Source organism: Stutzerimonas decontaminans, assembly GCF_000661915.1.
Classification (GTDB): Bacteria; Pseudomonadota; Gammaproteobacteria; order Pseudomonadales; family Pseudomonadaceae; genus Stutzerimonas; species Stutzerimonas decontaminans.
Window position 1 is genome coordinate 3,472,981 of the sequence record NZ_CP007509.1, and the last position, 20,477, is coordinate 3,493,457.

General features: G+C 63.0%; 24 protein-coding genes. 11 read left to right on the forward strand and 13 right to left on the reverse strand.

The features are described 5' to 3' along the window. Nucleotides 1-93 precede the first annotated feature (93 nt). Nucleotides 94-1,542 carry a pyruvate kinase gene (pyk, locus tag UIB01_RS16060; RefSeq protein WP_038662653.1) on the forward strand — a complete coding sequence of 483 codons (1,449 nt, stop codon included), beginning with the start codon at nt 94-96 and terminating at the stop codon, nt 1,540-1,542. Between the two features lie 28 nt (nt 1,543-1,570). On the opposite strand, the gene UIB01_RS16065 is transcribed toward pyk, so the two are convergent. Both UIB01_RS16065 and UIB01_RS16070 read right to left on the reverse strand, forming a co-directional pair. Further along, complete coding sequence (locus UIB01_RS16065; RefSeq protein WP_038662655.1) at nt 1,571-2,551, reverse strand: iron-sulfur-binding ferredoxin reductase; 981 nt, start codon at nt 2,549-2,551, stop codon at nt 1,571-1,573. Then, nucleotides 2,544-3,674 (reverse strand): GGDEF domain-containing protein, encoded by a 1,131-nt coding sequence (locus tag UIB01_RS16070; RefSeq protein WP_038662658.1) that lies wholly within the window; start codon nt 3,672-3,674, stop codon nt 2,544-2,546. Before UIB01_RS16070 ends, UIB01_RS16065 begins: the two co-directional genes overlap by 8 nt. A 195-nt stretch (nt 3,675-3,869) precedes the next feature. Between UIB01_RS16070 and UIB01_RS16075 the strand changes: the two genes are divergently transcribed. Then, nucleotides 3,870-5,393, forward strand: coding sequence for a fumarate hydratase (locus UIB01_RS16075; protein WP_038662662.1), 1,524 nt, complete (start codon nt 3,870-3,872; stop codon nt 5,391-5,393). Nucleotides 5,394-5,463: 70 nt separating this feature from the next. Here the strand turns inward: UIB01_RS16075 and UIB01_RS16080 are convergent, their stop codons facing one another. From UIB01_RS16080 to UIB01_RS16095, 4 genes are all read right to left on the reverse strand, one after another. After that, on the reverse strand, nt 5,464-5,685 hold the full coding sequence (locus UIB01_RS16080; protein WP_038662665.1) for a VF530 family protein: 222 nt from the start codon (nt 5,683-5,685) through the stop codon (nt 5,464-5,466). Between the two features lie 87 nt (nt 5,686-5,772). Next, entirely contained in the window at nt 5,773-6,354 is a 582-nt protein-coding gene (locus tag UIB01_RS16085; RefSeq protein WP_038662668.1) for a DJ-1/PfpI family protein, read from the reverse strand. 52 nt (nt 6,355-6,406) lie between these two features. Continuing rightward, nucleotides 6,407-7,564: a phospholipase D-like domain-containing protein gene (locus tag UIB01_RS16090; protein WP_038662670.1), complete on the reverse strand. Its 1,158-nt coding sequence runs from the start codon at nt 7,562-7,564 to the stop codon at nt 6,407-6,409. A 300-nt stretch (nt 7,565-7,864) separates the two neighbouring features. Next, nucleotides 7,865-8,767 (reverse strand): acyl-CoA dehydrogenase middle domain-containing protein, encoded by a 903-nt coding sequence (locus UIB01_RS16095; protein WP_038662673.1) that lies wholly within the window; start codon nt 8,765-8,767, stop codon nt 7,865-7,867. Nucleotides 8,768-8,950: 183 nt separating this feature from the next. On the opposite strand from UIB01_RS16095, the gene olsB reads away from it, so the two are divergent. From olsB to UIB01_RS16110, 3 genes are read left to right on the forward strand one after another with little or no spacing between them, the layout of a single operon-like run. After that, entirely contained in the window at nt 8,951-9,697 is a 747-nt protein-coding gene (gene olsB / locus UIB01_RS16100) for an L-ornithine N(alpha)-acyltransferase (protein WP_038662676.1), read from the forward strand. Further along, nucleotides 9,698-10,471: a lysophospholipid acyltransferase family protein gene (locus UIB01_RS16105; RefSeq protein WP_038662679.1), complete on the forward strand. Its 774-nt coding sequence runs from the start codon at nt 9,698-9,700 to the stop codon at nt 10,469-10,471. Between the two features lie 34 nt (nt 10,472-10,505). Beyond that, entirely contained in the window at nt 10,506-11,078 is a 573-nt protein-coding gene (locus UIB01_RS16110; RefSeq protein ID WP_038662682.1) for an acyl carrier protein phosphodiesterase, read from the forward strand. A 12-nt stretch (nt 11,079-11,090) separates the two neighbouring features. Here UIB01_RS16110 and UIB01_RS16115 read toward each other — a convergent pair whose 3' ends face one another. Together UIB01_RS16115 and UIB01_RS16120 are read right to left on the reverse strand one after the other, a co-directional pair. After that, on the reverse strand, nt 11,091-11,867 hold the full coding sequence (locus UIB01_RS16115) for a class II aldolase/adducin family protein (protein WP_038662685.1): 777 nt from the start codon (nt 11,865-11,867) through the stop codon (nt 11,091-11,093). 107 nt (nt 11,868-11,974) lie between these two features. Then, on the reverse strand, nt 11,975-12,427 hold the full coding sequence (locus UIB01_RS16120; protein WP_038662688.1) for a flavodoxin: 453 nt from the start codon (nt 12,425-12,427) through the stop codon (nt 11,975-11,977). 234 nt (nt 12,428-12,661) lie between these two features. Here UIB01_RS16120 and UIB01_RS16125 point away from each other — a divergent pair, with 234 nt between their 5' ends. From UIB01_RS16125 to cysZ, 6 genes are all read left to right on the forward strand, one after another. Continuing rightward, nucleotides 12,662-13,288 carry a PilZ domain-containing protein gene (locus UIB01_RS16125; RefSeq protein WP_038662691.1) on the forward strand — a complete coding sequence of 209 codons (627 nt, stop codon included), beginning with the start codon at nt 12,662-12,664 and terminating at the stop codon, nt 13,286-13,288. A 66-nt stretch (nt 13,289-13,354) separates the two neighbouring features. Then, nucleotides 13,355-14,059, forward strand: coding sequence for a dihydromonapterin reductase (folM, locus tag UIB01_RS16130; RefSeq protein WP_038662693.1), 705 nt, complete (start codon nt 13,355-13,357; stop codon nt 14,057-14,059). Between the two features lie 18 nt (nt 14,060-14,077). Further along, nucleotides 14,078-14,452 (forward strand): dihydroneopterin triphosphate 2'-epimerase, encoded by a 375-nt coding sequence (gene folX, locus UIB01_RS16135; RefSeq protein ID WP_003285881.1) that lies wholly within the window; start codon nt 14,078-14,080, stop codon nt 14,450-14,452. Between the two features lie 76 nt (nt 14,453-14,528). Beyond that, nucleotides 14,529-14,822: a DUF1244 domain-containing protein gene (locus UIB01_RS16140; protein ID WP_003285880.1), complete on the forward strand. Its 294-nt coding sequence runs from the start codon at nt 14,529-14,531 to the stop codon at nt 14,820-14,822. Beyond that, on the forward strand, nt 14,819-15,160 hold the full coding sequence (locus tag UIB01_RS16145; protein ID WP_038662696.1) for a HopJ type III effector protein: 342 nt from the start codon (nt 14,819-14,821) through the stop codon (nt 15,158-15,160). The genes UIB01_RS16140 and UIB01_RS16145 overlap by 4 nt, the downstream gene beginning before the upstream one ends. 234 nt (nt 15,161-15,394) lie before the next feature. Beyond that, nucleotides 15,395-16,150, forward strand: coding sequence for a sulfate transporter CysZ (gene cysZ / locus UIB01_RS16150; protein ID WP_038662699.1), 756 nt, complete (start codon nt 15,395-15,397; stop codon nt 16,148-16,150). Nucleotides 16,151-16,399: 249 nt separating this feature from the next. On the opposite strand, the gene UIB01_RS16155 is transcribed toward cysZ, so the two are convergent. From UIB01_RS16155 to UIB01_RS16175, 5 genes are all read right to left on the reverse strand, one after another. Further along, a complete protein-coding gene (locus UIB01_RS16155; RefSeq protein ID WP_038662702.1) occupies nt 16,400-16,672 on the reverse strand; it encodes a hypothetical protein in 273 nt (90 codons plus the stop codon). A gap of 295 nt (nt 16,673-16,967) precedes the next feature. Beyond that, a complete protein-coding gene (locus tag UIB01_RS16160; RefSeq protein WP_038662705.1) occupies nt 16,968-17,165 on the reverse strand; it encodes a hypothetical protein in 198 nt (65 codons plus the stop codon). Between the two features lie 105 nt (nt 17,166-17,270). Then, on the reverse strand, nt 17,271-18,278 hold the full coding sequence (locus tag UIB01_RS16165; RefSeq protein WP_038662708.1) for a branched-chain amino acid ABC transporter permease: 1,008 nt from the start codon (nt 18,276-18,278) through the stop codon (nt 17,271-17,273). Nucleotides 18,279-18,280: 2 nt separating this feature from the next. Next, nucleotides 18,281-19,168 (reverse strand): branched-chain amino acid ABC transporter permease, encoded by an 888-nt coding sequence (locus UIB01_RS16170; protein WP_003280114.1) that lies wholly within the window; start codon nt 19,166-19,168, stop codon nt 18,281-18,283. 68 nt (nt 19,169-19,236) lie between these two features. Further along, the gene (locus UIB01_RS16175) at nt 19,237-20,454 is read right to left on the reverse strand and encodes an ABC transporter substrate-binding protein (protein WP_038662711.1); all 1,218 of its coding nucleotides are present in this window, start codon (nt 20,452-20,454) and stop codon (nt 19,237-19,239) included. Between the last annotated feature and the right edge of the window lie 23 nt (nt 20,455-20,477).

Here is a 20,477-nt window from a genome sequence, read left to right on the forward strand (position 1 = left end):
TCAGACCGGGCCGAAAGAGTAGTGCCCGCCGAGCGATGACTACAACCGGCGAGCATAGTAGCCTCGCAGCCAGCCAGAAAAAGGAGCAATTGAATGATTCCGCGTCGCACCAAGATCGTCGCCACCCTAGGCCCAGCCAGCAGCTCGCCGGAGGTGCTGGAAAAGATGATCGTCGCCGGGCTGGACGTCGCCCGCCTGAATTTCTCCCACGGCAACCCAGAAGAGCATCGCGCCCGGGCCGAGCTGGTTCGCGAAATCGCCGCCCGCCATGGCCGCTTCGTCGCGCTGCTCGGAGACCTGCAGGGGCCAAAGATCCGTATCGCCAAGTTCACCGACAAGCGCATCGAACTCAAGGAAGGCGACCGGTTTCGCTTCTCCGTGACCCACCCGCGCGATGCCGGCAACCAGGAAGTGGTCGGTATCGACTATCCGGACCTGGTCAAAGACTGCACCGTCGGCGACGAACTGCTGCTTGATGACGGGCGCGTAGTGATGCGCGTCGACAACGCCACGGCTGATGAACTGCATTGCACCGTGTTGATCGGCGGACCGCTGTCGGACAACAAGGGCATTAATCGCCGAGGTGGCGGCCTGACTGCACCGGCGCTGACCAACAAGGACAAGGCCGACATCAAACTGGCCGCGGACCTGCAGCTGGATTACCTTGCAGTCTCCTTCCCGCGCGATGCAGCGGACATGGAGCTGGCACGCCGCCTGCGCGACGAAGCCGGCTCCGACGCCTGGCTGATCGCCAAGATCGAGCGTGCCGAGGCGGTTGCCGATGATGAAGCACTGGACGGCCTGATCCGCGCCAGCGATGGCGTGATGGTTGCGCGCGGCGATCTGGGCGTTGAAATCGGCGACGCCGAACTGGTCGGCATCCAGAAGAAGATCATTCTGCACGCCCGCCGGCACAACAAGGTGGTGATCACTGCGACGCAGATGATGGAGTCGATGATCCACAGCCCGATGCCGACCCGCGCCGAGGTGTCCGATGTAGCCAACGCGGTACTGGACTACACCGACGCAGTGATGCTCTCGGCCGAGAGTGCCGCCGGCGAATACCCGGTCGAGGCGATCAAGGCCATGGCCCGCGTATGCTGCGGCGCGGAAAAGCATCCGACCAGTACCAAGTCCGGGCACCGTCTTGGCCAACAATTCGAACGCTGTGACGAAAGCGCTGCGCTGGCTGCGATGTACACGGCCAACCACTTCCCTGGCGTCAAGGCGATCATCGCCCTGACCGAAAGTGGGTACACGCCGCTGATCATGTCGCGTATCCGTTCTTCAGTGCCGATCTTCGCCTTTTCGCCGCATCGCGAAACCCAGGCTCGCGTGGCGCTGTTCCGTGGCGTGCAGACCATTCCATTCGATCCAGCGGCGCTGCCTGCCGACAAGGTCAGTCAGATGGCCGTCGAGGAACTGCTCAAGCGCAACATCGTGCAGCCCGGCGACTGGGTGGTGCTCACCAAGGGTGACAGTTACCACGACAGCACCGGCGGCACCAACACGATGAAAATCCTGCGGGTGGGCGATCAGTAAGCTCGACGGGATTTGACATGAGGCCGGCTTATGCCGGCCTCATGCTTTCTACAGGATGCGGGTGCGCGGGTGGCGAAGGGCTCGCGCCAACAAACGCATCGCTGAATATCTGCCCACGCGGCAAGCCCGCAAGAAACAGCTGCCGGGCGCATGTCGCGACAAATCCCGATCCACCGCAGAGCAGGGCGATTTCCTTACGCGATGCTGGTTTCAACGCACGCAGGGCGCTTTCGCCCTCTCGCGGATCGACCCATTCAAGTCGCAGGTTCGGATGGCTGCTCGCCAGTTCGTGTAGCGGGGCTCTCAAGTAGTGATCACCGCCACAGACATGCAGCAGTCGAATAGGCCCGCAATGCCCCTGCCGCAAACTTTCGCGCAGCACCGCCCACAACGGCGCCAACCCTGTGCCAGCCGCCAGCAGTAGTAACGGCCGCTCGGACCAGTCCGGCTCGTAGTGCAACGCGCCTCCATGCAGCTCGCCTAGCTGCAACGCATCGCCTGGACGCAGGTTCCGGGCAGCGTCGCAGAAAGCGCCGGGGCGACTGCAATCGAGATGAAATTCCAGCCAGGGATCTTCACCCGGCAGGCTCGCCAGCGAATACGGCCGAGCGATACCAGTTGCCGCCCACAGCAGCAGGTGCTGGCCCGGGCAATAGCGCAGCGGCCGCTCCGGTAGCAGACGCAGGCGCAGCACGCTGGCACTCAGCCATTGCACGCTTTCGACCTGAGCCAACAGTCCGTCACGGCGGGGATCGAAGATTTGCACACCCAGGTCGTCGTCGATGCGGCATTGGCAGGCCAGTCGCCAACCCGCGGCGCGCTGTTCGGGTGACAGCAGGTCCGGCTGAAGATCATTCGGTTCACCGTCGACACAGCGCACCAGGCAGGCGTGGCAGCTACCGGCACGACAGCTGTACGGCACCGGCAGACCTGCGCCGATCAAGGCATCGAGCAGATTCGTCGCGGGCGCGACCGTCCAGCGTTGGCCGGCGCAATACAGCTCAGGCATCGCTGGTGGCCCATGCCGGTTCGCAGCGATTACGCCCAGCACGCTTGGCGCGGTAGAGCGCTTCGTCAGCACGCTGCAAGGCAGCGTCCAGGTCATCCCCGGCATTCAGCAAGGTGAGGCCGATCGACAGGCTGAGATGCCCGGCGGCGATATCGACATCCTCTGGCTCGGCATTGGCGAACGCTTCACGCAGGCGCTCGCAACAGGCGCTGAATTGCTCGGCATCGGTGTTGGGTAGCAACAGGACGAATTCCTCGCCACCGTAACGGGCCAGCACATCGTCATCGCGCAGGCAGGACCTGGCTACGCTGGCGAAGGTCTGCAGCACGCGGTCTCCGGCGGCGTGGCCATGGATATCGTTGACGCGCTTGAAGTGGTCCAGATCGATCAACGCCAGGCCCGATTGATGGCCTTTGCGCAGCCGGTTCAGCTCACCTTCGGCGATGCGCAGGAAGCGTCGCCGATTGTAGAGGCCAGTCAGTTCGTCGGTGGATGCCAGGTCCTCAAGCTGGCGCATCATCCCACGCAGGGTGTCCTGGTGGGCCTGCAGCGCATAGCGCCGCTGGCGCATACGCTGGCGCAGGCGGTAGACATGTCCGGCGAACAGACACATCCAGATAAGGGTCACCAGCAATACGCTGGCCTGAAGCAGAAACACCGTGGTGTCTACCGTGCGCTGCAGGTAGTAATCCATGGCCGCCAAGCCGACGAAACTGAGGAACGCCAGCGCGGCATAACGAACGAATACCTTCGGTGGCAAGAAAACAGCGAACATCAGCACCAGCAGGTAGAGCACCAGCAATGAGCCGCGCGCGCTACCGAGGTTGAAGAGGAAATAGGTCAGCCACAGCAGCGCCACCAGCACCTGAGGCTCGGTCAGACTGGGATCTCTGAAGCGCAGATTGATCCCCCGGTGAAACAGCCAGAAGAACAGCAGCTGACTTACCACGATAAGTGCCGAATGGGTGATCGCGCTGGCGGTGGAGGCTTCGTAGAAACCACCTGCCACCGCCACCCAGGTCAGCATCAAAGCGAGCCCATAGGTCACCGAGGCCATTGCGAATCGCCGAGTGACCAGCTGCTGCAACGCCAGCTCCTCGGTCTCGTCACGCATCGCACTCATAGGGGTCCATCCCGCCGTGGCAATTTGCCGCACTTTACGCCTACAAAAAACAAAAACCTAGCCGGCATTCCCGTCGCTCCTGGTCCATCCGTGTACCGCGCAGCTCGACGCGTTATACTGCCGCGCATTTTTTCGCGGCGCGTCGACTGCCACTCCCGATGCGCCTCTTACCGCCCCGCCATGAGGACGCGCTGCATGACCGTGATCAAGCAAGACGACCTGATTCAAAGCGTCGCCGACGCTTTGCAGTTCATTTCGTACTACCACCCCGTGGATTTCATTCAGGCGATGCACGAAGCCTACCTGCGTGAAGAATCCCCGGCCGCGCGCGACTCCATGGCGCAGATCCTGATCAACTCGCGCATGTGCGCCACCGGCCACCGCCCGATCTGCCAGGACACCGGCATCGTCACCGTGTTCGTTCGTGTAGGCATGGATGTGCGCTGGGATGGCGCCACCATGAGCCTGGACGACATGATCAACGAGGGCGTGCGCCGCGCCTACAACCTGCCGGAAAACGTCCTGCGTGCTTCGATCCTGGCCGACCCGGCAGGTTCCCGCAAGAACACCAAGGACAATACGCCAGCTGTCATCCATTACTCCATCGTTCCGGGCGACAAAGTGGAAGTGGACGTTGCGGCCAAGGGTGGCGGTTCCGAGAACAAGTCGAAGATGGCCATGCTCAACCCGTCCGACTCCATCGTCGACTGGGTACTGAAGACCGTGCCGACCATGGGCGCTGGCTGGTGCCCGCCGGGCATGCTTGGCATCGGCATCGGCGGTACCGCGGAGAAAGCCGCGGTAATGGCGAAAGAAGTGCTGATGGATCCGATCGACATCCACGAGCTCAAAGCCCGCGGGCCACAGAACCGCATCGAAGAACTGCGTCTGGAGCTATTCGACAAGGTCAACCAGCTCGGCATCGGCGCTCAGGGCCTGGGCGGCCTGACCACCGTGCTCGACGTAAAGATCATGGACTACCCGACTCATGCCGCCTCGCTGCCGGTGTGCATGATTCCGAACTGCGCCGCCACCCGCCACGCGCACTTCGTGCTGGACGGTTCCGGCCCTGCCGAACTCACCCCTCCGCCGCTGGACGCCTACCCGGAAATCGTCTGGGAAGCCGGCCCGAGCGCGCGTCGCGTCAACCTCGACACCATCACGCCGGAAGAAGTGCAGAGCTGGAAGCCGGGCGAGACCATCCTGCTCAACGGCAAGATGCTCACCGGTCGCGATGCCGCGCACAAGCGCATGGTCGACATGCTGAACAAAGGCGAAGAGCTGCCGGTGGACCTCAAGGGCCGCTTCATCTACTACGTCGGCCCGGTCGATCCGGTTGGCGATGAAGTGGTTGGCCCGGCCGGCCCGACCACCGCGACCCGCATGGACAAGTTCACCCGCCAGATCCTGGAAAGCACAGGCCTGCTGGGCATGATCGGCAAGTCCGAGCGTGGCCCGATCGCCATCGAAGCGATCAAGGACAACAAGGCCGTGTACCTGATGGCCGTCGGCGGCGCCGCCTACCTAGTCGCCCAGGCGATCAAGAAGTCCAAGGTGCTGGCCTTCGCCGAACTGGGTATGGAAGCGATCTACGAGTTCGAAGTGCAGGACATGCCGGTCACTGTGGCCGTCGATACCAAAGGCGAGTCGGTGCACATCACCGGCCCGGCGATCTGGCAGAAGAAGATCGCCGACAGCCTGGCGGTCGAAGTGCAGTAATCGCATCAGCGGAAAAACGAAAAGACCGGCCTAGTGCCGGGCTTTTTGCTTGCCCATCACGCTAGACGAATCAGCCGCGGCGACGCAGCTGCACAAACAGCGCTTCCACTTTCTGCCGCGCCCAAGGCGTACGACGCAGGAAGGTCAGACTCGACTTGATGCTCGGCTCGCTCTTGAAGCAGCGAACATCCACACGCTGGGCCAAGCCATCCCAGCCATAGTGGGCTTGCAGCTCGGTGAGCATGGTTTCGAGGGTGACACCGTGCAGCGGATCGTTGGGGGTAGCAGACACAGACAGCGCTCTTGCTGGGGCGGCCAAAGCCGCCGATGTTGATTGGCGTGGCCGCCCCGCGGCTTGCGGAGCGGCACGAAGCGCATCCTACAGTTTTATCTCGGTGCCAAGCAGCTTGAGAAAGCCTGCCAGCCAGGCCGGATGCGCTGGCCACGCCGGCGCGCTGACCAGATTGCCTTCGGTATGCGCCTGGTCAACCGGGATATCCACGTAATCGCCCCCGGCCAGTTTCACTTCCGGCGCACAAGCGGGATAGGCACTGCAGGCGCGCCCCTTCAGCACCCCGGCAGCAGCGAGCAGCTGCGCGCCGTGGCAAACAGCGGCGATCGGCTTCCTGGCTTCATCGAATGCACGCACCAGTGCCAGCACCTGCTCATTCAGGCGCAGGTATTCAGGCGCTCGGCCACCGGGGATCACCAAGGCGTCATAGTCCTCGGCGCGCACGGCGGCGAAGTCAAAGTTCAGCGCAAAGTTATGACCCGGTTTTTCGCTGTAGGTCTGATCGCCTTCGAAATCGTGAATCGCCGTACGCACGCTGTCGCCGGCCTTCTTGTCCGGGCATACCGCGTGTACACGATGACCAACCATCTGCAGCGCCTGGAACGGCACCATGGTTTCGTAGTCCTCGGCGTAGTCGCCCACCAGCATCAGAATGTTCTTTGCCGCCATTGGCTCGTCCTCCTTACGCGGTTTTGGAGCTTCGCTCCGATACGCGACAGCTTCAGCCGCCGCGATTGAAGATGTTCACCAGCAAACGATCCATCAACCCCCACATCCGCTGATACAGCCGCAGGTGCAGAGGCCGGGCGTACCAGCTGGCCAGGTCGATTTCGATGCTGTCCTGAAAGTCGCGCTCGAAACACGCCTGCACCTGCCCGCTCAGCGAAGCGTCGATCGCCTCGAGGTTCGCTTCCAGATTCCAGCGCAGGTTCCAGTGATCGAAATTGCACGAACCGACGCTGACCCAGTCATCGACCAGTACCATTTTCAGGTGCGAGAAGTGTGGCTGATATTCGTGGATTCGCACGCCGGCCCGCAGCAGGCGCGGATAGAAGCGCTGCCCGGCGTAACGCACCGGCGGATGATCGGTATTACGGCTGGTCAGCAGCAGACGCACATCAACGCCGCGGCGTGCCGCGCGGATCAGCGCCCGCCTCACCTTGCCGGTGGGCAAAAAATACGGCGTTGCCAGCCAGATGCGTGTCTGCGCGCGACGCAGGTTACGCAACAGGCTGAGCAGGACGTCGCGGTGCTGGCGCGCTGCGGAATAGGCGACGCGCCCGAGCCCGGAGCCATCAGGCAGCAGCGGTATGCGCGGCGCCCTGTTCGGCAGGGGCAGCTGCCAGATCCGCCGCTTCAGGCAATGCACCCACTGGCTGTCGAACAGCTCCTGCCAGTCCTGCAGCAACGGCCCGGTCATCTCGACCATCACTTCGTGCCAATGCATGGCGGGCTCACGCGGATTCCAGAACTCGTCGGTAACGCCGGTGCCGCCGACATAGCCGATACAGCCGTCTACCAGCAGCAATTTGCGGTGGTCACGATGCAGATTGCGCAGTTTCAAACGCAGCGAAAGTGGGTTGTACAGACGCAGCTCGATGCCCGCCTGGGTCAGCCGATCCCGGTTGGCCTGGCCCAGCTTCAGGCAACCGAAGCCGTCGAACAAGCACCGCACCCGCACGCCGCGTGACACCGCGCGCAGCAGAGGCTCCAGCAGACCGTCGAAACAGTTCCCATCCTCCACCAGATACAGCTCGAGATCTACGCGGCGTTCGGCCCGGTCGATTGCCTCGAACATGGCCGGAAAGAACTGCGGGCCATCGACCAACAGACGAAAGCGGTTATCGCTGCGCCACGGGAAAACCGACCCGGCCAGCATCACGGGGCTTCACTCAGGGCGAAGCCAGTCGCAGGCCGAAGCGTTGAATCAGATAAACAGCGAAAAGACATGAAATCCCTTTTTCCGGTCGGCATTGCGAGGCGCAATTGCGAACTGGCCCGCCCCACCGGGCGGCGAACCACGCGGTAGCTTACCCAGGCGCGTCAGCAAGGCAAGGCAGCCGCAGCAGCATATGTCTCAGCACCAGCTGGCGAGCCACCGGCCGCGTAAACATCGCCCCTATAAGGCCAGAGCCGGCTCTGTAGAGTTCCCAAGCCGATGTGACAGGCACACCGTCGCTCACACCGCCTCGCCAAGCCCAAGCGCTACAACAGCCTGTTGCAGGCGCCGCGCCTGAGCCTCACGTGCAAGGCCCAGCACGGCTCGATCACGTTGCCATAACGCGCTGCGGGAGCTGCCGGAGACTGACAATGCCCTTTCCACATCGGGTTGCAGGACGGCAAATTGCTCAAGTAATGCCGCCAGCACAAGATGAGTCGCGGGCTCATGCGCAGGCTGCCGGGCCACCTCGGCCGCCCCGGTGAGAATGCCCAGCAGGCGCAGCATCAGGCTACGCGCCCAACTTTCCTCCAGGGCTACGCCATAGAGCCAAGCGGTCAGCGCCGCCAGCACGTGGATATCCTCATGGGTGCGGAACGGTTTGACGTAATCACTCCAGCCGTCGCCGATTAGACGTTTGCCCGAGGCTCGCTCGAGACGCAAACGCCCATGGGCGATATCCGGCACGATCGGCAGCTGCGCCCCAGGGGCCAGCGCTACGCCAGCGGCGGTCGGCTCAACGACGTACAGCCCCAGCCGCGGCGGCTCATCGGCGCCCTCCTCCCTGGCCGATACCAGCAACCACTGCACCGCTTCACCAGCGGTGACGAAGTCCTTGCTGCCGCTCAGGTGGCCGTCATCGCAGCGCATCGTCATATCAGCGGGACGCAATCTGCGCCGCTCGGTTGCACAGAATGCCCCGAGCCCCGCCGGGGCGGCCGGCCAGAGTGCGCGCAACGCGGCCTGGTAGCCGGCGAGGAAAGCCAGACCTGGCGTGGCCGCCATTCGGCCGCCATATGCAGCCAGGGAAAAGGGATCGGTAGTGTCGGCGCCCTCGCATACGCCTGCGTACCAGGCAGCCAGGCCCGCATCTGCTGCCACCGGCCGCAACGGGCCGGCCAGTCGTTTCCACGGCATGTTCATCTCCAGAGCTCCACGAGCACAGGCGGCCGGCCCACCGTCATCCAACCATCATCCGATCGTAACAACGGCGACATGCTCCGCTCCTAGCCTGATCCAGCCAAACACTCGAGCCCAACGATAACAACCAGACGCTCGCGTTGCATCGCCAACCCGCCACCGCCCCGGCGGACAAGGAGACAGAGCATGAATGCCATCGTCGATCCACGCAGCACGCGTCAACTTCGAGCCGAGCGCCTGGAGGGCGAATCGGCTGTGCGCGAAGCTCAGGCTTTACGCTATCGGGTATTCAGCACTGAATTCGACGCCCAGTTGCAAGGCGCAGAGCTCGGTCTGGACATGGATGACTTCGACATTCATTGCCGGCACATCGGTGTGCGCGACCTGGCAAGTGGCGAGCTGGTCGCCACCACGCGCTTGCTGGACCACCTGACCGCACGACAGCTGGGCCGCTTCTACAGCGAAGGGGAATTCGCTCTGCACGGGTTGGCTGACATCAACGAGCCCGTGCTCGAGATAGGCCGTACCTGCGTCGCACCGGCCTATCGCAATGGCGCGACGATCGCCGTGCTGTGGAGCGAACTGGCCGAAGTGCTCAATCAGGGCAGTTATCGTTACCTGATGGGTTGCGCCAGTATCCCCATGCGCGACGGCGGCATTCAGGCCCGGGCGATCATGCAGCGCCTGCGCGACAGCCATCTGTGCACCGAGCTGCTGCATGCGGAGCCGCGAACGCCGCTTCCCGAACTGGACCTTGCCGACAACGTCACTGCTCAGCTACCGCCATTGCTCAAGGCCTATATGCGCCTCGGCGCGAAGATCTGTGGCGAACCCTGCTGGGACCCGGAGTTTCAGGTGGCTGACGTCTTCATCCTGCTCAAGCGCGAGGAGTTGTGCCCGCGTTACGCCCGCCACTTCAAGGCAGCGGTATAGATGTCGCGGTTGCGCCTGTACGGGCGACTGCTGCGGGTCGCCGCGGTGATCCTGCTCGGGTTGCTGTTGGCGGCCGCGCTGGGTGTCGGCGAACGCATCGCGCTACGTGCCTCCCTGCAACGCCGACAACAGCTGACCCGCTGGTTCATGGTTCGCCTGGCCGCTGCGCTGCCCTATCGGGTACGCGTCATTGGCGAGCTGCCGGCGCAGCCAATGCTCTGGGTCGCCAACCATGTGTCCTGGTGCGACATCCCCCTGTTGGGAATGCTGCGGCCACTGTCGTTCCTGGCCAAGGCCGAGGTCGCCGGCTGGCCGGTGCTTGGCTGGCTGGCCCGCCAGGCGGGCACACTGTTCATCCGCCGCGGGGCCGGCGACGCCGGGCAGATCAATCAGCAGCTGACCAACCACCTCCACCAGGGCCGCCATCTGCTGATCTTCCCGGAAGGCACCTCGACCGACGGCAGCAGCGTGCGCACCTTCCACCCCCGGCTGTTCGCCTGCGCAATCGAGGCCGGCTGCGCCGTTCAACCGGTTGCCATCCGCTATCTGCGCGACGGCAAGCCAGATACGGTGGCGCCCTTCATCGACGACGACGAACTATCGGCGCATCTGCGCAGGCTGCTGGCCAATGACATGGCGGAAGTGGAAATCCATCTGCTGGCCCCGATTCCTGTGGCCTCACTTAGCCGTAAAGCACTCGCCGACCAAGCGCAGCGGGCGATCGAGCAGGCACTGTTTGGGCAGGTCCAGGAGGCCGCTCGAGAGGCCGCATAGCGACCACCTGTCGAGGCTGCGCTAAGCTTCGCCCATGAACTATCTCGCACACCTTCATCTTGGCGGGCCCGGCCCGGCTGACATGCTCGGCAGCCTTTACGGGGACTTCGTCAAAGGCCCGCTGCAGGGCCGCTGGCCGGCGCAGATCGAGGCCGGCATCCGCCTGCACCGGAGGATCGACGCCTTCACCGACAGCCATCCGCTGGTGCTGCAGGCCAAAGCACGCTTCCCCAGCGAACGACGCCGCTACGCCGGCATCCTGCTGGACCTGTTCTTCGATCATTGTCTGGCGGCAAACTGGCCGGACTACTCCAGCGAACCCCTGGATCAGTTCACCCAACGCGCCTATCGAGCGCTGAACGAAGAGCCCGCGCTGCCCGGCAAACTCGCCGTTATCGCCCCGCACATGGCAGCGCACGACTGGCTGGGCAGCTACCGCGAATTCGAGGTACTGGGCAGAGTGCTGGCAAACATGAGCCGGCGCCTCAGCCGGCCGGATGGCCTGGCCGGCGGACTGGAAGAACTGGAACAGCTGTACGACCCACTGCTCGAGGACTTCCGCCACTTCTATCCGCAATTACTGCAGTTCGCCAGGGCGGCGATGTAGCGCGGGCATCACTTACTGGGCGTAACCTGGACTCTGTGCGTCCAGCTTGCGCAGCAGACCCGGCCAAGCCAACGCGCCGCCCATGCCCGAGCGGGTACGGGTCACACCCGCCGCCATGGCCTTGGCACCAGCCAGGATCTGCTCCGGAATGGCGATCAGCTCACTGCCACCGGCCTGCGCCATGACCTGGATTTCGCAGGCGCGCTGGAAGATGAACATCATCAGGAAGGTATCGGCGATGCTGCTACCGCAGGTCAGCAGACCGTGGTTGTGCAGCAGCATGAAAGCGGTTTCGCCAAGATCGGCCTGCAGGCGCGCTTTCTCGTCGTGATTCAGCGCCACACCTTCATAGCCATGGGTCGAGAGACTGGCCAGCACGAACAACGACTGCTGGCTGATCGGCAGCACGCCCTGACGCTGCGCAGAGACCGCCACCCCTGCGGCGGTGTGGGTGTGCATGACGCAGGCGACGTCATGGCGAACCTCATGCACCGCGCTGTGAATGGTGTAACCGGCGGGATTGATGTCGTACGGGCTGTCCATCACCTTGTTGCCGGCAAGATCGACCTTGACCAGGCTGGAGGCGGTGATTTCGTGAAACATCAACCCGTAGGGATTGATCAGAAAGTGATCGGCTTCGGGAATCTTGGCCGAGATGTGCGTGAAGATCAGGTCATCCCAGCCATGCAGCGCGACCAGCCGGTAGCAGGCGGCCAAATCGACCCGCGCCTGCCATTCGGCGGGGCTGACTTGGGTTTCCAGGGAAGGCATAGCGTGCAGCGCAGTCATCGGGGGCACCTCTTGTTATTGTCGTGACGATGGCCTGGATTCTAGCCAGCCCTGTGCTGCCCCGGCAGTTGCCCTTGCAGCCAGGCCGCTGACCTGGCGAGCCACACTCAGGCGCGCAAGGCCGCAGCGAACGCTTCCAGCCACGGTTCGGCGTCGGACTCCGGTGTCACCGTCTCGCTGGCGTCGAGGCGCAGCATCTCCACGACTTCGCGTACGCCCAGCTCGGCATAGAGCTCGCGGATCAGCTCGCCGCCGCCACAGAAGGTGTCGCCATAGCTGGCATCACCCAGTGCGATGACGCCACCGGGCAAGCCGCTCCACGCCGGAAACTGATCGCGGATGGTCGAGTACAACGGAATGAAGCTGTCTGGCAGCTCACCCATGCCCGTGGTCGAGGTCACGACCAGCAGCGCTTCAGGTGCGAACTCGAGAATCTGCGGCAGCTGCGCGCGGGGATCGTGCCAGGTTTCGAAACCGGCGGCTTTCAGCTGGCGTTCGGCGTGACGGGCAACATCTTCGGCGGTGCCGTAGACGCTCCCGGAAAGAATGGCGACTTTCATGTGCGCTCCGAGGCAATCAAAGCTGCGCATTATGCCGCAATCGCCGGGTCTGGTCGGCACGCCCTGCTCAGGCAAAGCCGTCCATCCAGAAAAAGCGCAGCGCACGGAACCCCCACCGCACCCACTTGTCATAGGGCCGATTGCCCCATCGCGACCATGTCGATCGCAGGCGTAACGTGGCATTGCTGCGCTACACCAAAACCTGGAGGGCACTGTCCCTCCGAGGGTGTCCGCATGGCGGAACAGACGATACTCAGCAAAGACGAACTGACCTTCATCCGCAAGTTGATGCAGCGCAATGGCAGCACCAGCGCCGAGCGCACGACAGGCTTTCGGATCGACGGCGGCGCGCAATCCAACGAACTGCTGCTGCAGCTGGCCGCTCGCGCCAACCTGTCATTGCAGGCGGAATTCGAGGATTTCCGCATGTCCTTCCCGCTGCAGCTCAGGGAAGACGAATTACACAGTCTCGACCTGCAGCTGGCGCCGCCGGTGATCTACGAGCGCGGGCCAACCACACGTGCATGGCGCCTGCATCTGGACGAGCCGCTGCCCCTGCTGAAGAACGATGGCGGCGAAAGCTCGCTCAGCGTCCATGAGCTGTCTCCGCACGGCCTCCTGGTAGATGCCGGCAAGGATCGCAAGCCGCCCAAGCACTTCCACTTGCGTCTGGCGCTTCCGGATGACACCCCGCTGGAGATCGACGCTCATCGTGTTCGTGAGCTCAAGGGGGGGATGGCCGCCTACGAAGTGGAATACACCCAGGAAAAGGACGCCGAACGCATCCGCTCCTTCCTCTATCGCCAGCACCAACGTTTGCATCCCGATTTGCAGCCTGAGGTGCCCGCCGATCTGGTGTAAGCTGCCACGCCTGTTAGTGACCGCCTCGCAGGTCGGCGGTCCGCCCATTTCCGGCAGTGGATATACATGCACCAGGCCCCGATTCTCATCACCGGTGCCAGCCAGCGGATCGGACTGCATTGTGCCGAACGGCTGCTGGAAGACGGCTTCCCGGTTATCGTCACCTACCGCCGCGAACGCGACAGCATCGACCGACTGCGCACGCTCGGCGCTCACACGCTGAAGGCAGATTTCAGCGATGAAGCAGGTATCACGGGCTTTATCGCCGCACTCCGACAGCAGACCGCAAGCCTGAGAGCGATCGTCCACAACGCCTCCGAATGGCGCCCGGATGCGCCCGGGCAGGAAGCCGAGGCGTTCCGTCAGCTGTTTCAGGTGCACATGCTCGCGCCCTACCTGATCAACCTGCACTGCGCCGACCTGCTGCGCCACGGCGGGCCGGCGGACATCGTGCATATCGGCGACGACGTCACCCGCAAAGGCAGCAAGAAACATATCGCCTACGCGGCAAGCAAGGCGGGTCTGGACAACCTGACGCTGTCTTTTGCGGCCAGCCTCGCCCCGGCGATCAAGGTCAACGGCATCGCCCCGGCATTGATCCAGTTCAACGCGGACGACGACGCCGAATATCGCCGCAAGGCATTGGCCAAGTCCGCGCTGGGCATCGAACCCGGCGCCGAGGTGATCTATCAGAGCCTGCGCTACCTGCTCGACAACCCCTACGTCACCGGCACCACACTGACCGTGAACGGCGGCCGCCACCTGATCTGAAGACTGCAAGGAGTCCCCATGCCCAGACTGGAACCCGCGATGGCGCGCATCCGCGTCAAGGATCTACGCCTACGCACTTATATCGGCATCAAGGAAGAGGAAATCCTCAATCGCCAGGACGTGCTGATCAATCTGACCATGCTCTACCCGGCCGCCGAGGCGGTGCGTGAGAACGACATCGAACAGGCACTGAACTACCGCACCATCACCAAGGCGATCATCCAGCACGTCGAAGACAATCGCTTCGCCCTGCTTGAACGGCTGACCCAGGAGATTCTCGACCTGGTCATGCGCTACCCGCAGGTGCGCTACGCCGAAGTGGAAGTCGACAAACCCCACGCGCTGCGCTTCGCCGAGTCCGTATCGATCACCCTGGCAGCGCATCGGGATTGAACCTGCGCAAGGCTGGCCGGCTCACTGACGCGAGGTTATGATCCGGCCGACCTCAGCCAACGCCGAGACCCACGAGATGAACGATCAAGAACGCACCGAACTGGAAGCCGCTGCCTTCCGCCGCCTGGTCCAGCACCTGCGCACCCGTCCCGATGCCCAGAACATCGACCTGATGAACCTCGCCGGTTTCTGTCGCAACTGCCTGTCGAAATGGTACAAGGCTGCCGCGGACGATTTGGAGATCGAAGTCAGCATCGACCAGGCCCGCGAAGAGGTGTATGGCATGCCGTACAGCGAATGGAAGAAACGCTATCAGAAGGAAGCGACTGCCGAGCAGCAGGCCGCTTTCGACAAGGCACAGAAAGAATGAAAGACCTGAAGGATTTCCGCGCCAGCCTGCGCAATCGCAACCACGCGTTCAGCGAAACACTCGCCTTCATCGAAGGCGCTTACGACTATCAGCCGAGCCGCTTCGTCAACGGCACACTGGAGAACGCCGCCGGCGAGAACGAAGGTTCCTGCAAGACGCTGGGCCTGGCGTTGCTGGAAGGGTTCAGTACAGAAGAGGCTCTGCTTGCATTCGGCGAGCACTATCAGGCGGTACTGGCCAACCCGAACGGCAGCGACCACCGCAACATTCGTGCGCTGATGGAAACCGGCCTGCCCGGCGTGCGTTTCGATACCCAACCCATCAAACGCAAGCAATAGCGCTTCGCTGCTCCCCACAAGCGAGTCGGGCATCGCCCGGCTCCCGCAATAAAAAGGGTCATCCCAAGCACTAGGGGAAGGCTGAAGGAGCGGATGACCCGAAAACCGTTGGAAGCCACCTTAGCCATCCGCTGCCGCCGCGGATAATTCAGCTTCTGCATACAACCCATAGTCATCGACTATCCCGCTGCGCCACGCCTCTCGACGAAACCCCGCCTTATTCAGGAGACGCCAATGCCCGTATCCGCCCTTTCCGGCCCGCAATACCTGCGCGAAGGCCTGCGCCTGGTGCTCAGCCCGGGGCTGCGTCTGTTCGTGATCCTGCCGCTGACGGTGAACGTGCTGCTGTTCTTCGGCCTGATCTGGTTCGCGGTCGGCCAGTTCAGCGGCTGGGTCGACACCTTCATGCCCAACCTGCCGACCTGGCTCGCCTTTCTCGAATACATCCTATGGCCCTTGTTCGTCGCGCTGGTGGTGCTGATGGTGTTCTTCAGCTTCACCATGCTGGCCAACATCATCGCCGCTCCGTTCAACGGCTTTCTGGCGGAAAAGGTCGAGGTGGTGGTACGCGGTGAGGATGCCGCGCCGCCCTTCAGCTGGGCCGAACTGCTGGCCATGCTGCCACGCACGATTGGCCGCGAACTTCGCAAGCTGGCCTATTTCGCGCCGCGTGCCCTGGCGCTGCTGGTGCTTTCATTCATCCCCGTGCTGAACCTTGCTGCCGCACCGTTATGGCTGCTGTTCGGCGTATGGATGATGGCCGTTCAATACATCGACTACCCGGCAGACAACAACAAGCTGAGCTGGGCGGACATGATGGGCTGGTTGCGCCAGCGACGTTGGCAAAGCCTGAGCTTTGGTGCGGTGACCTACGCGGCACTGCTGGTACCGGTATTGAACCTGCTCATCATGCCGGCGGCGGTGGCGGGTGCAACGTTGTTCTGGGTTCGCGAGGGCGGCCCGAATCGACAGCTGGATCGACAAGGCTGATCTAGCGTAACGGTAGAATCGCTACCGCTGGACGACCCCAGGCTGCTGGCAGCCGCAACAGCGCGCGGAGTCAACGCGGAAGCCATGCAGTTCATGCTCTCGCGCATGAAAGACGCCGGACTTGAGACCAGCCACCTACTGGCGAAAAAACGCCCGGCAGACGATGAAACCGTCCAGCATGGTGGGCATGGCCAGGAGTGGCGAGGCGGCACTGCCATTGCAGCAGCGCCGCCAGGATGCAGGCTGCCGTTATTGCTTGATCAACTTCAGGTAGTCCGCGAGAGTCTGAGCATCGGCTGACTTCACCGTCATGCCATCCGGCCCGGCGCCGATCTCGGTGAATTGCTTGGCAGGCTCACCAGTTGCCTTGAATTCCTTCAGTTCGGCTGAGTCCGCGCGAAAAACCCACAGACGTCCATCTTCTACCTCGGTGACAAAACCGGGCTTGTCGTATTGGCTGGCAAATACGGTTGTGGCAAAAACGCTGGTGAACAGCATGGCAGTCAAGGCTATACGCTTCATGATCATTCCTGTACGTGGTTGAACTGGCGATCACAATGCTGATGCTTCTTTACACGGATGTTGCAAATGCCCGCATACGGATGTGCGAATGTATCGATATATTTCGGCGCGCAACTAGGCAGCGATTTGTTGGCCGTGATCCTTAAAACTGGCAGCAATCATCGCAACCAGGATGTGTGTAGAGCCAAGTGGCCGCTCCCATAGCAAGTCACTTACTACGACCACTGCACGCTGCGTCAGGCCCTTATTCGTCGGGGCCTTTTCGTTCTTCAGCGGAAGCAATGGCCGAAGCCTTTTACAGCGGCCCCGGATCAGGCATTGGATCAGGAGGCGGAGCTTCTTTCTGCAGTTGCTCGAGCACTTCTTCCGGCAGCTCATCCGGGCCGTCCAGCTCGGTGTCGCTTTCGGCGTCGTCCAGATCGTTGAGCGGCGATTCGTCGGCTCGCCACGGCCAGAACGGCGGCGAGGGTTGGTGCGATTCGATACCAGGCATGACGGCGTCCTCTCGAGGGGTCTGCAGGTTAGGCACGCATCTAACCGCCGGGTTCGAAAGGCAAGGCACCGCCCGGCGCAATCCGGGCGGTGCCGCATCCAGCTGTTACTTGAAGTTGCGCTTCACCAGCCGTTCCAGCCAGCCGACGATGCCAGAGCGGAACAGCAGCACGCAGAGCACGAAGATCACCCCGAGAATGACGTGCACCCACTCGCCCAGCGGGCCATTCGACAGCGAGCTCTGCAGCGTCACCACCACGGTGGCGCCAACCAGCGGGCCGAGGATGGTGCCGACGCCGCCGAGCAGGGTCATCAGGATGACTTCGCCGGACATGTGCCAGTGCGCATCGGTCAGCGAGGCCAGCTGGAACACCACGGTCTTGGTCGCGCCGGCCAGGCCGGCAAGCGCCGCGGAAATCACGAACGCCAGCAGCTTGTGCCGATCGACGTTGTAGCCGAGCGACACCGCACGCGGCTCGTTCTCGCGGATGGCCTTGAGCACCTGGCCGTACGGTGAGTGAATGGTGCGCTGGATGATGGCGAAGCCAATGACGAACACCGCCAGCACGAAGTAGTACATGGCCATGTTGTTCTTCATGTCGACGAGGCCGAACAGATGCCCGCGCGGCACGCCCTGCAGACCGTTCTCGCCCCCGGTAAACGGCGCCTGAACGAAGACGAAGAACACCAACTGCGCCAGCGCCAGGGTGATCATCGCGAAGTAGATGCCCTGCCTGCGGATCGCCAACATGCCGAACAGCGCACCGAGCACCGTCGAGGCCAGGGTGCCGGCGAGTATCCCCAGCTCGGTACTGAGCCCACTGTAGCTGCTCAGCATGTAGCCGGTGATGTAGCCGCCGGTGGCAAAGAACGCCGCATGGCCGAAGGACAGCAGCCCCGCGTAGCCGAGCAGCAGGTTGAAGGCGCAGGCGAACAGGGCGAAGCACAGCAGCTTCATCAGGAACACCGGATACACCGCCAGCGGCGCCAACAGCGCGATCACCAGCAACACCGCATAGAAAATCTTCTGCCGCCGTGCGGCCGCGTGCCTGCGCTCGCGTACCACACTGGCCTGCCGCAGCGATGCGGCCTGCACGTTTGCCGGATTCGTCATGCTCATGCCTCCTTACCAAAGAGTCCCGCAGGACGAATCAGCAACACCGCCACCATGACCAGGAACACCACGGTGTTGGCAGCTTCCGGATAGAACACCTTGGTCAGCCCCTCGATCAGACCCATGGCGATGCCGGTGATGATGGCACCGAGGATCGAGCCCATGCCGCCGATCACCACCACGGCGAACACCACGATCAGCAGGTTCGAGCCCATGCCCGGCGTCACCGCGTAGATCGGCGCAGCCAGCACGCCGGCGAATGCCGCCAGAGCCACACCGTAGCCGTAGGTCAGGGTCACCAGCAGCGGCACGTTGATGCCGAAGCCCTGCATCAGTTTCGGGTTCTCGGTGCCGGCGCGCAGATAGGAACCCAGCCGCGTGCGTTCGATGACGTACCAGGTCGCCAGGCACACCACCAGTGCGGCGACGATCACCCAGGCGCGGTAGGTCGGCAGGAACATGAAGCCGAGATTGAAGCCGCCACGCAGCAACTCCGGCATCGGATAGGACGAGCCGGACACGCCGAACAGCTTGACGAAGCTGCCCTCGACGATCAGCGCCAGGCCGAAGGTCAACAGCAATCCGTAAAGGTGATCCTCACCGGCAATGCGCCGCAGCAGGCCGCGCTCGATGGCCATGCCCAGGCAACCCACCACCAACGGCGCCAGCACCAGCGCGAACCAGTAGCTCACACCCAGGTAGTTCAGCCCGAGGAAGGCCACGAAGGCGCCCAGCATGTACTGCGCACCATGGGCGAAGTTGATGATGCGCAGCAGGCCGAAGATGATCGCCAGGCCCAGGCTCAGCAGCGCGTAGAACGCCCCGTTGATAAGACCGAGCAGCAACTGCCCGAGCAGCACGCTCAGGGGTACGCCGAATACGAGAGTCATGGTTCACCACCCAAAGGAAGTCCGTGGCACCCGGCCGTTGCCGACCGGGTATGGCGCGGATCAGCCGGTCAGTCCTTGGCGACCAGCTTGGTGCACTGGGTCTCGGAGATCGGCCGGTAGGCCTGCTCGCCCGGAATGGTGCTGACGATCTTGTACAGGTCCCACTCGCCAGTCGATTCGGCCGGTGTCTTGACCTGCACCAGGTACATGTCATGCACCATGCGGCCGTCCTCACGGATACGGCCGTCCTTGGCGAACATGTCGTTGACCGGGGTCTTGGCCATCTGTGCACGCACCGCGACGGTTTCGTCGGTGCCGGCGGCCTTTACAGCGTTCAGATAATGCGTTGTGGCCGAATAGATGCCGGCATGCACCATGCCCGGCATGCGCTTGGTGCGCTCGTAGTAGCGCTTGGCCCAGGCGCGGGTTTCATCGTTCATGTCCCAATACCAGCCGGTGGTCAGCATCAGGCCCTGCGTCACATCCAGGCCCATGGCATGGATGTCGTTGAGGAACACCACCATGCCGGCAAGCTTCTGCCCGGACTGGGTAACGCCAAACTCGCTGGCGGTTTTCAGCGAGTTGACCGTGTCGGCACCAGCGTTGGCCAGGGCGATCACCTCGGCACCGGAACCCTGCGCCTGCAGCATGTAGGAAGAGAAATCATTGCTCGGGAACGGATGGCGAACCTTGCCGACGACGCTGCCGCCCTCGCCTTCCACCACCTTGGTGATGTCGGTTTCCATGGCATGACCGAAGGCATAGTCGGCGGTGAGGATGAACCAGCTCTTGCCGCCATCGGCGAGCACAGCCTTGGCCGTGCCGTTGGCCAGCGCATAGGTGTCGTACGTCCAGTGGATGTGGTTCGGCGAGCAGAACTCGTTGGTGATACTGGACGCCGCGGCACCGGAGATCAGCGCCAGCTTGCCGCCCTGCTCCACCACCTTGCTTGCCGCCAGCACCACGGAGCTGGCGACCATGCCGGTCACCATGTCGACGTTGCGCTCGTCGATCCACTGGCGCACGGTATTGGCGCCGACGTCCGGTTTGTTCAGGTCGTCGGCATGGAAGACAACGATCTTCTTGCCGTCGACCTTGCCACCGAAATCCTCCACCGCCATCTTCAACGCTTCCAGGCCGCCCGGGCCGGAGAGGTCGCGATAGGTGCCGGACATGTCGGCCAGGTAGCCGATGCGGATTTCGTCGTTGCTGATCTCGGCCTGGGCGGCCGAAGCGATCAGGGAAGAAGCCAGGATGGCGCTCGCGCTCTTGCGGAAAAAGCTCATGTATTCACCACTCTCGATTGTTT

Coding starts and splice junctions, on each gene's coding strand:
- UIB01_RS16075 (WP_038662662.1), top strand. CDS start 3,870: ATGACCGTGATCAAGCAAGACGACCTGATTCAAAGCGTCGCCGACGCT.
- UIB01_RS16095 (WP_038662673.1), bottom strand. CDS start 8,767: ATGAACATGCCGTGGAAACGACTGGCCGGCCCGTTGCGGCCGGTGGCA.
- pyk (WP_038662653.1), top strand. CDS start 94: ATGATTCCGCGTCGCACCAAGATCGTCGCCACCCTAGGCCCAGCCAGC.
- UIB01_RS16105 (WP_038662679.1), top strand. CDS start 9,698: ATGTCGCGGTTGCGCCTGTACGGGCGACTGCTGCGGGTCGCCGCGGTG.
- UIB01_RS16170 (WP_003280114.1), bottom strand. CDS start 19,168: ATGACTCTCGTATTCGGCGTACCCCTGAGCGTGCTGCTCGGGCAGTTG.
- cysZ (WP_038662699.1), top strand. CDS start 15,395: ATGCCCGTATCCGCCCTTTCCGGCCCGCAATACCTGCGCGAAGGCCTG.
- UIB01_RS16140 (WP_003285880.1), top strand. CDS start 14,529: ATGAACGATCAAGAACGCACCGAACTGGAAGCCGCTGCCTTCCGCCGC.
- folM (WP_038662693.1), top strand. CDS start 13,355: ATGCACCAGGCCCCGATTCTCATCACCGGTGCCAGCCAGCGGATCGGA.
- UIB01_RS16110 (WP_038662682.1), top strand. CDS start 10,506: ATGAACTATCTCGCACACCTTCATCTTGGCGGGCCCGGCCCGGCTGAC.
- UIB01_RS16085 (WP_038662668.1), bottom strand. CDS start 6,354: ATGGCGGCAAAGAACATTCTGATGCTGGTGGGCGACTACGCCGAGGAC.
- UIB01_RS16145 (WP_038662696.1), top strand. CDS start 14,819: ATGAAAGACCTGAAGGATTTCCGCGCCAGCCTGCGCAATCGCAACCAC.
- UIB01_RS16165 (WP_038662708.1), bottom strand. CDS start 18,278: ATGACGAATCCGGCAAACGTGCAGGCCGCATCGCTGCGGCAGGCCAGT.
- UIB01_RS16090 (WP_038662670.1), bottom strand. CDS start 7,564: ATGCTGGCCGGGTCGGTTTTCCCGTGGCGCAGCGATAACCGCTTTCGT.
- UIB01_RS16065 (WP_038662655.1), bottom strand. CDS start 2,551: ATGCCTGAGCTGTATTGCGCCGGCCAACGCTGGACGGTCGCGCCCGCG.
- folX (WP_003285881.1), top strand. CDS start 14,078: ATGCCCAGACTGGAACCCGCGATGGCGCGCATCCGCGTCAAGGATCTA.
- UIB01_RS16115 (WP_038662685.1), bottom strand. CDS start 11,867: ATGACTGCGCTGCACGCTATGCCTTCCCTGGAAACCCAAGTCAGCCCC.
- UIB01_RS16070 (WP_038662658.1), bottom strand. CDS start 3,674: ATGAGTGCGATGCGTGACGAGACCGAGGAGCTGGCGTTGCAGCAGCTG.
- olsB (WP_038662676.1), top strand. CDS start 8,951: ATGAATGCCATCGTCGATCCACGCAGCACGCGTCAACTTCGAGCCGAG.
- UIB01_RS16155 (WP_038662702.1), bottom strand. CDS start 16,672: ATGAAGCGTATAGCCTTGACTGCCATGCTGTTCACCAGCGTTTTTGCC.
- UIB01_RS16120 (WP_038662688.1), bottom strand. CDS start 12,427: ATGAAAGTCGCCATTCTTTCCGGGAGCGTCTACGGCACCGCCGAAGAT.
- UIB01_RS16175 (WP_038662711.1), bottom strand. CDS start 20,454: ATGAGCTTTTTCCGCAAGAGCGCGAGCGCCATCCTGGCTTCTTCCCTG.
- UIB01_RS16125 (WP_038662691.1), top strand. CDS start 12,662: ATGGCGGAACAGACGATACTCAGCAAAGACGAACTGACCTTCATCCGC.
- UIB01_RS16160 (WP_038662705.1), bottom strand. CDS start 17,165: ATGCCTGGTATCGAATCGCACCAACCCTCGCCGCCGTTCTGGCCGTGG.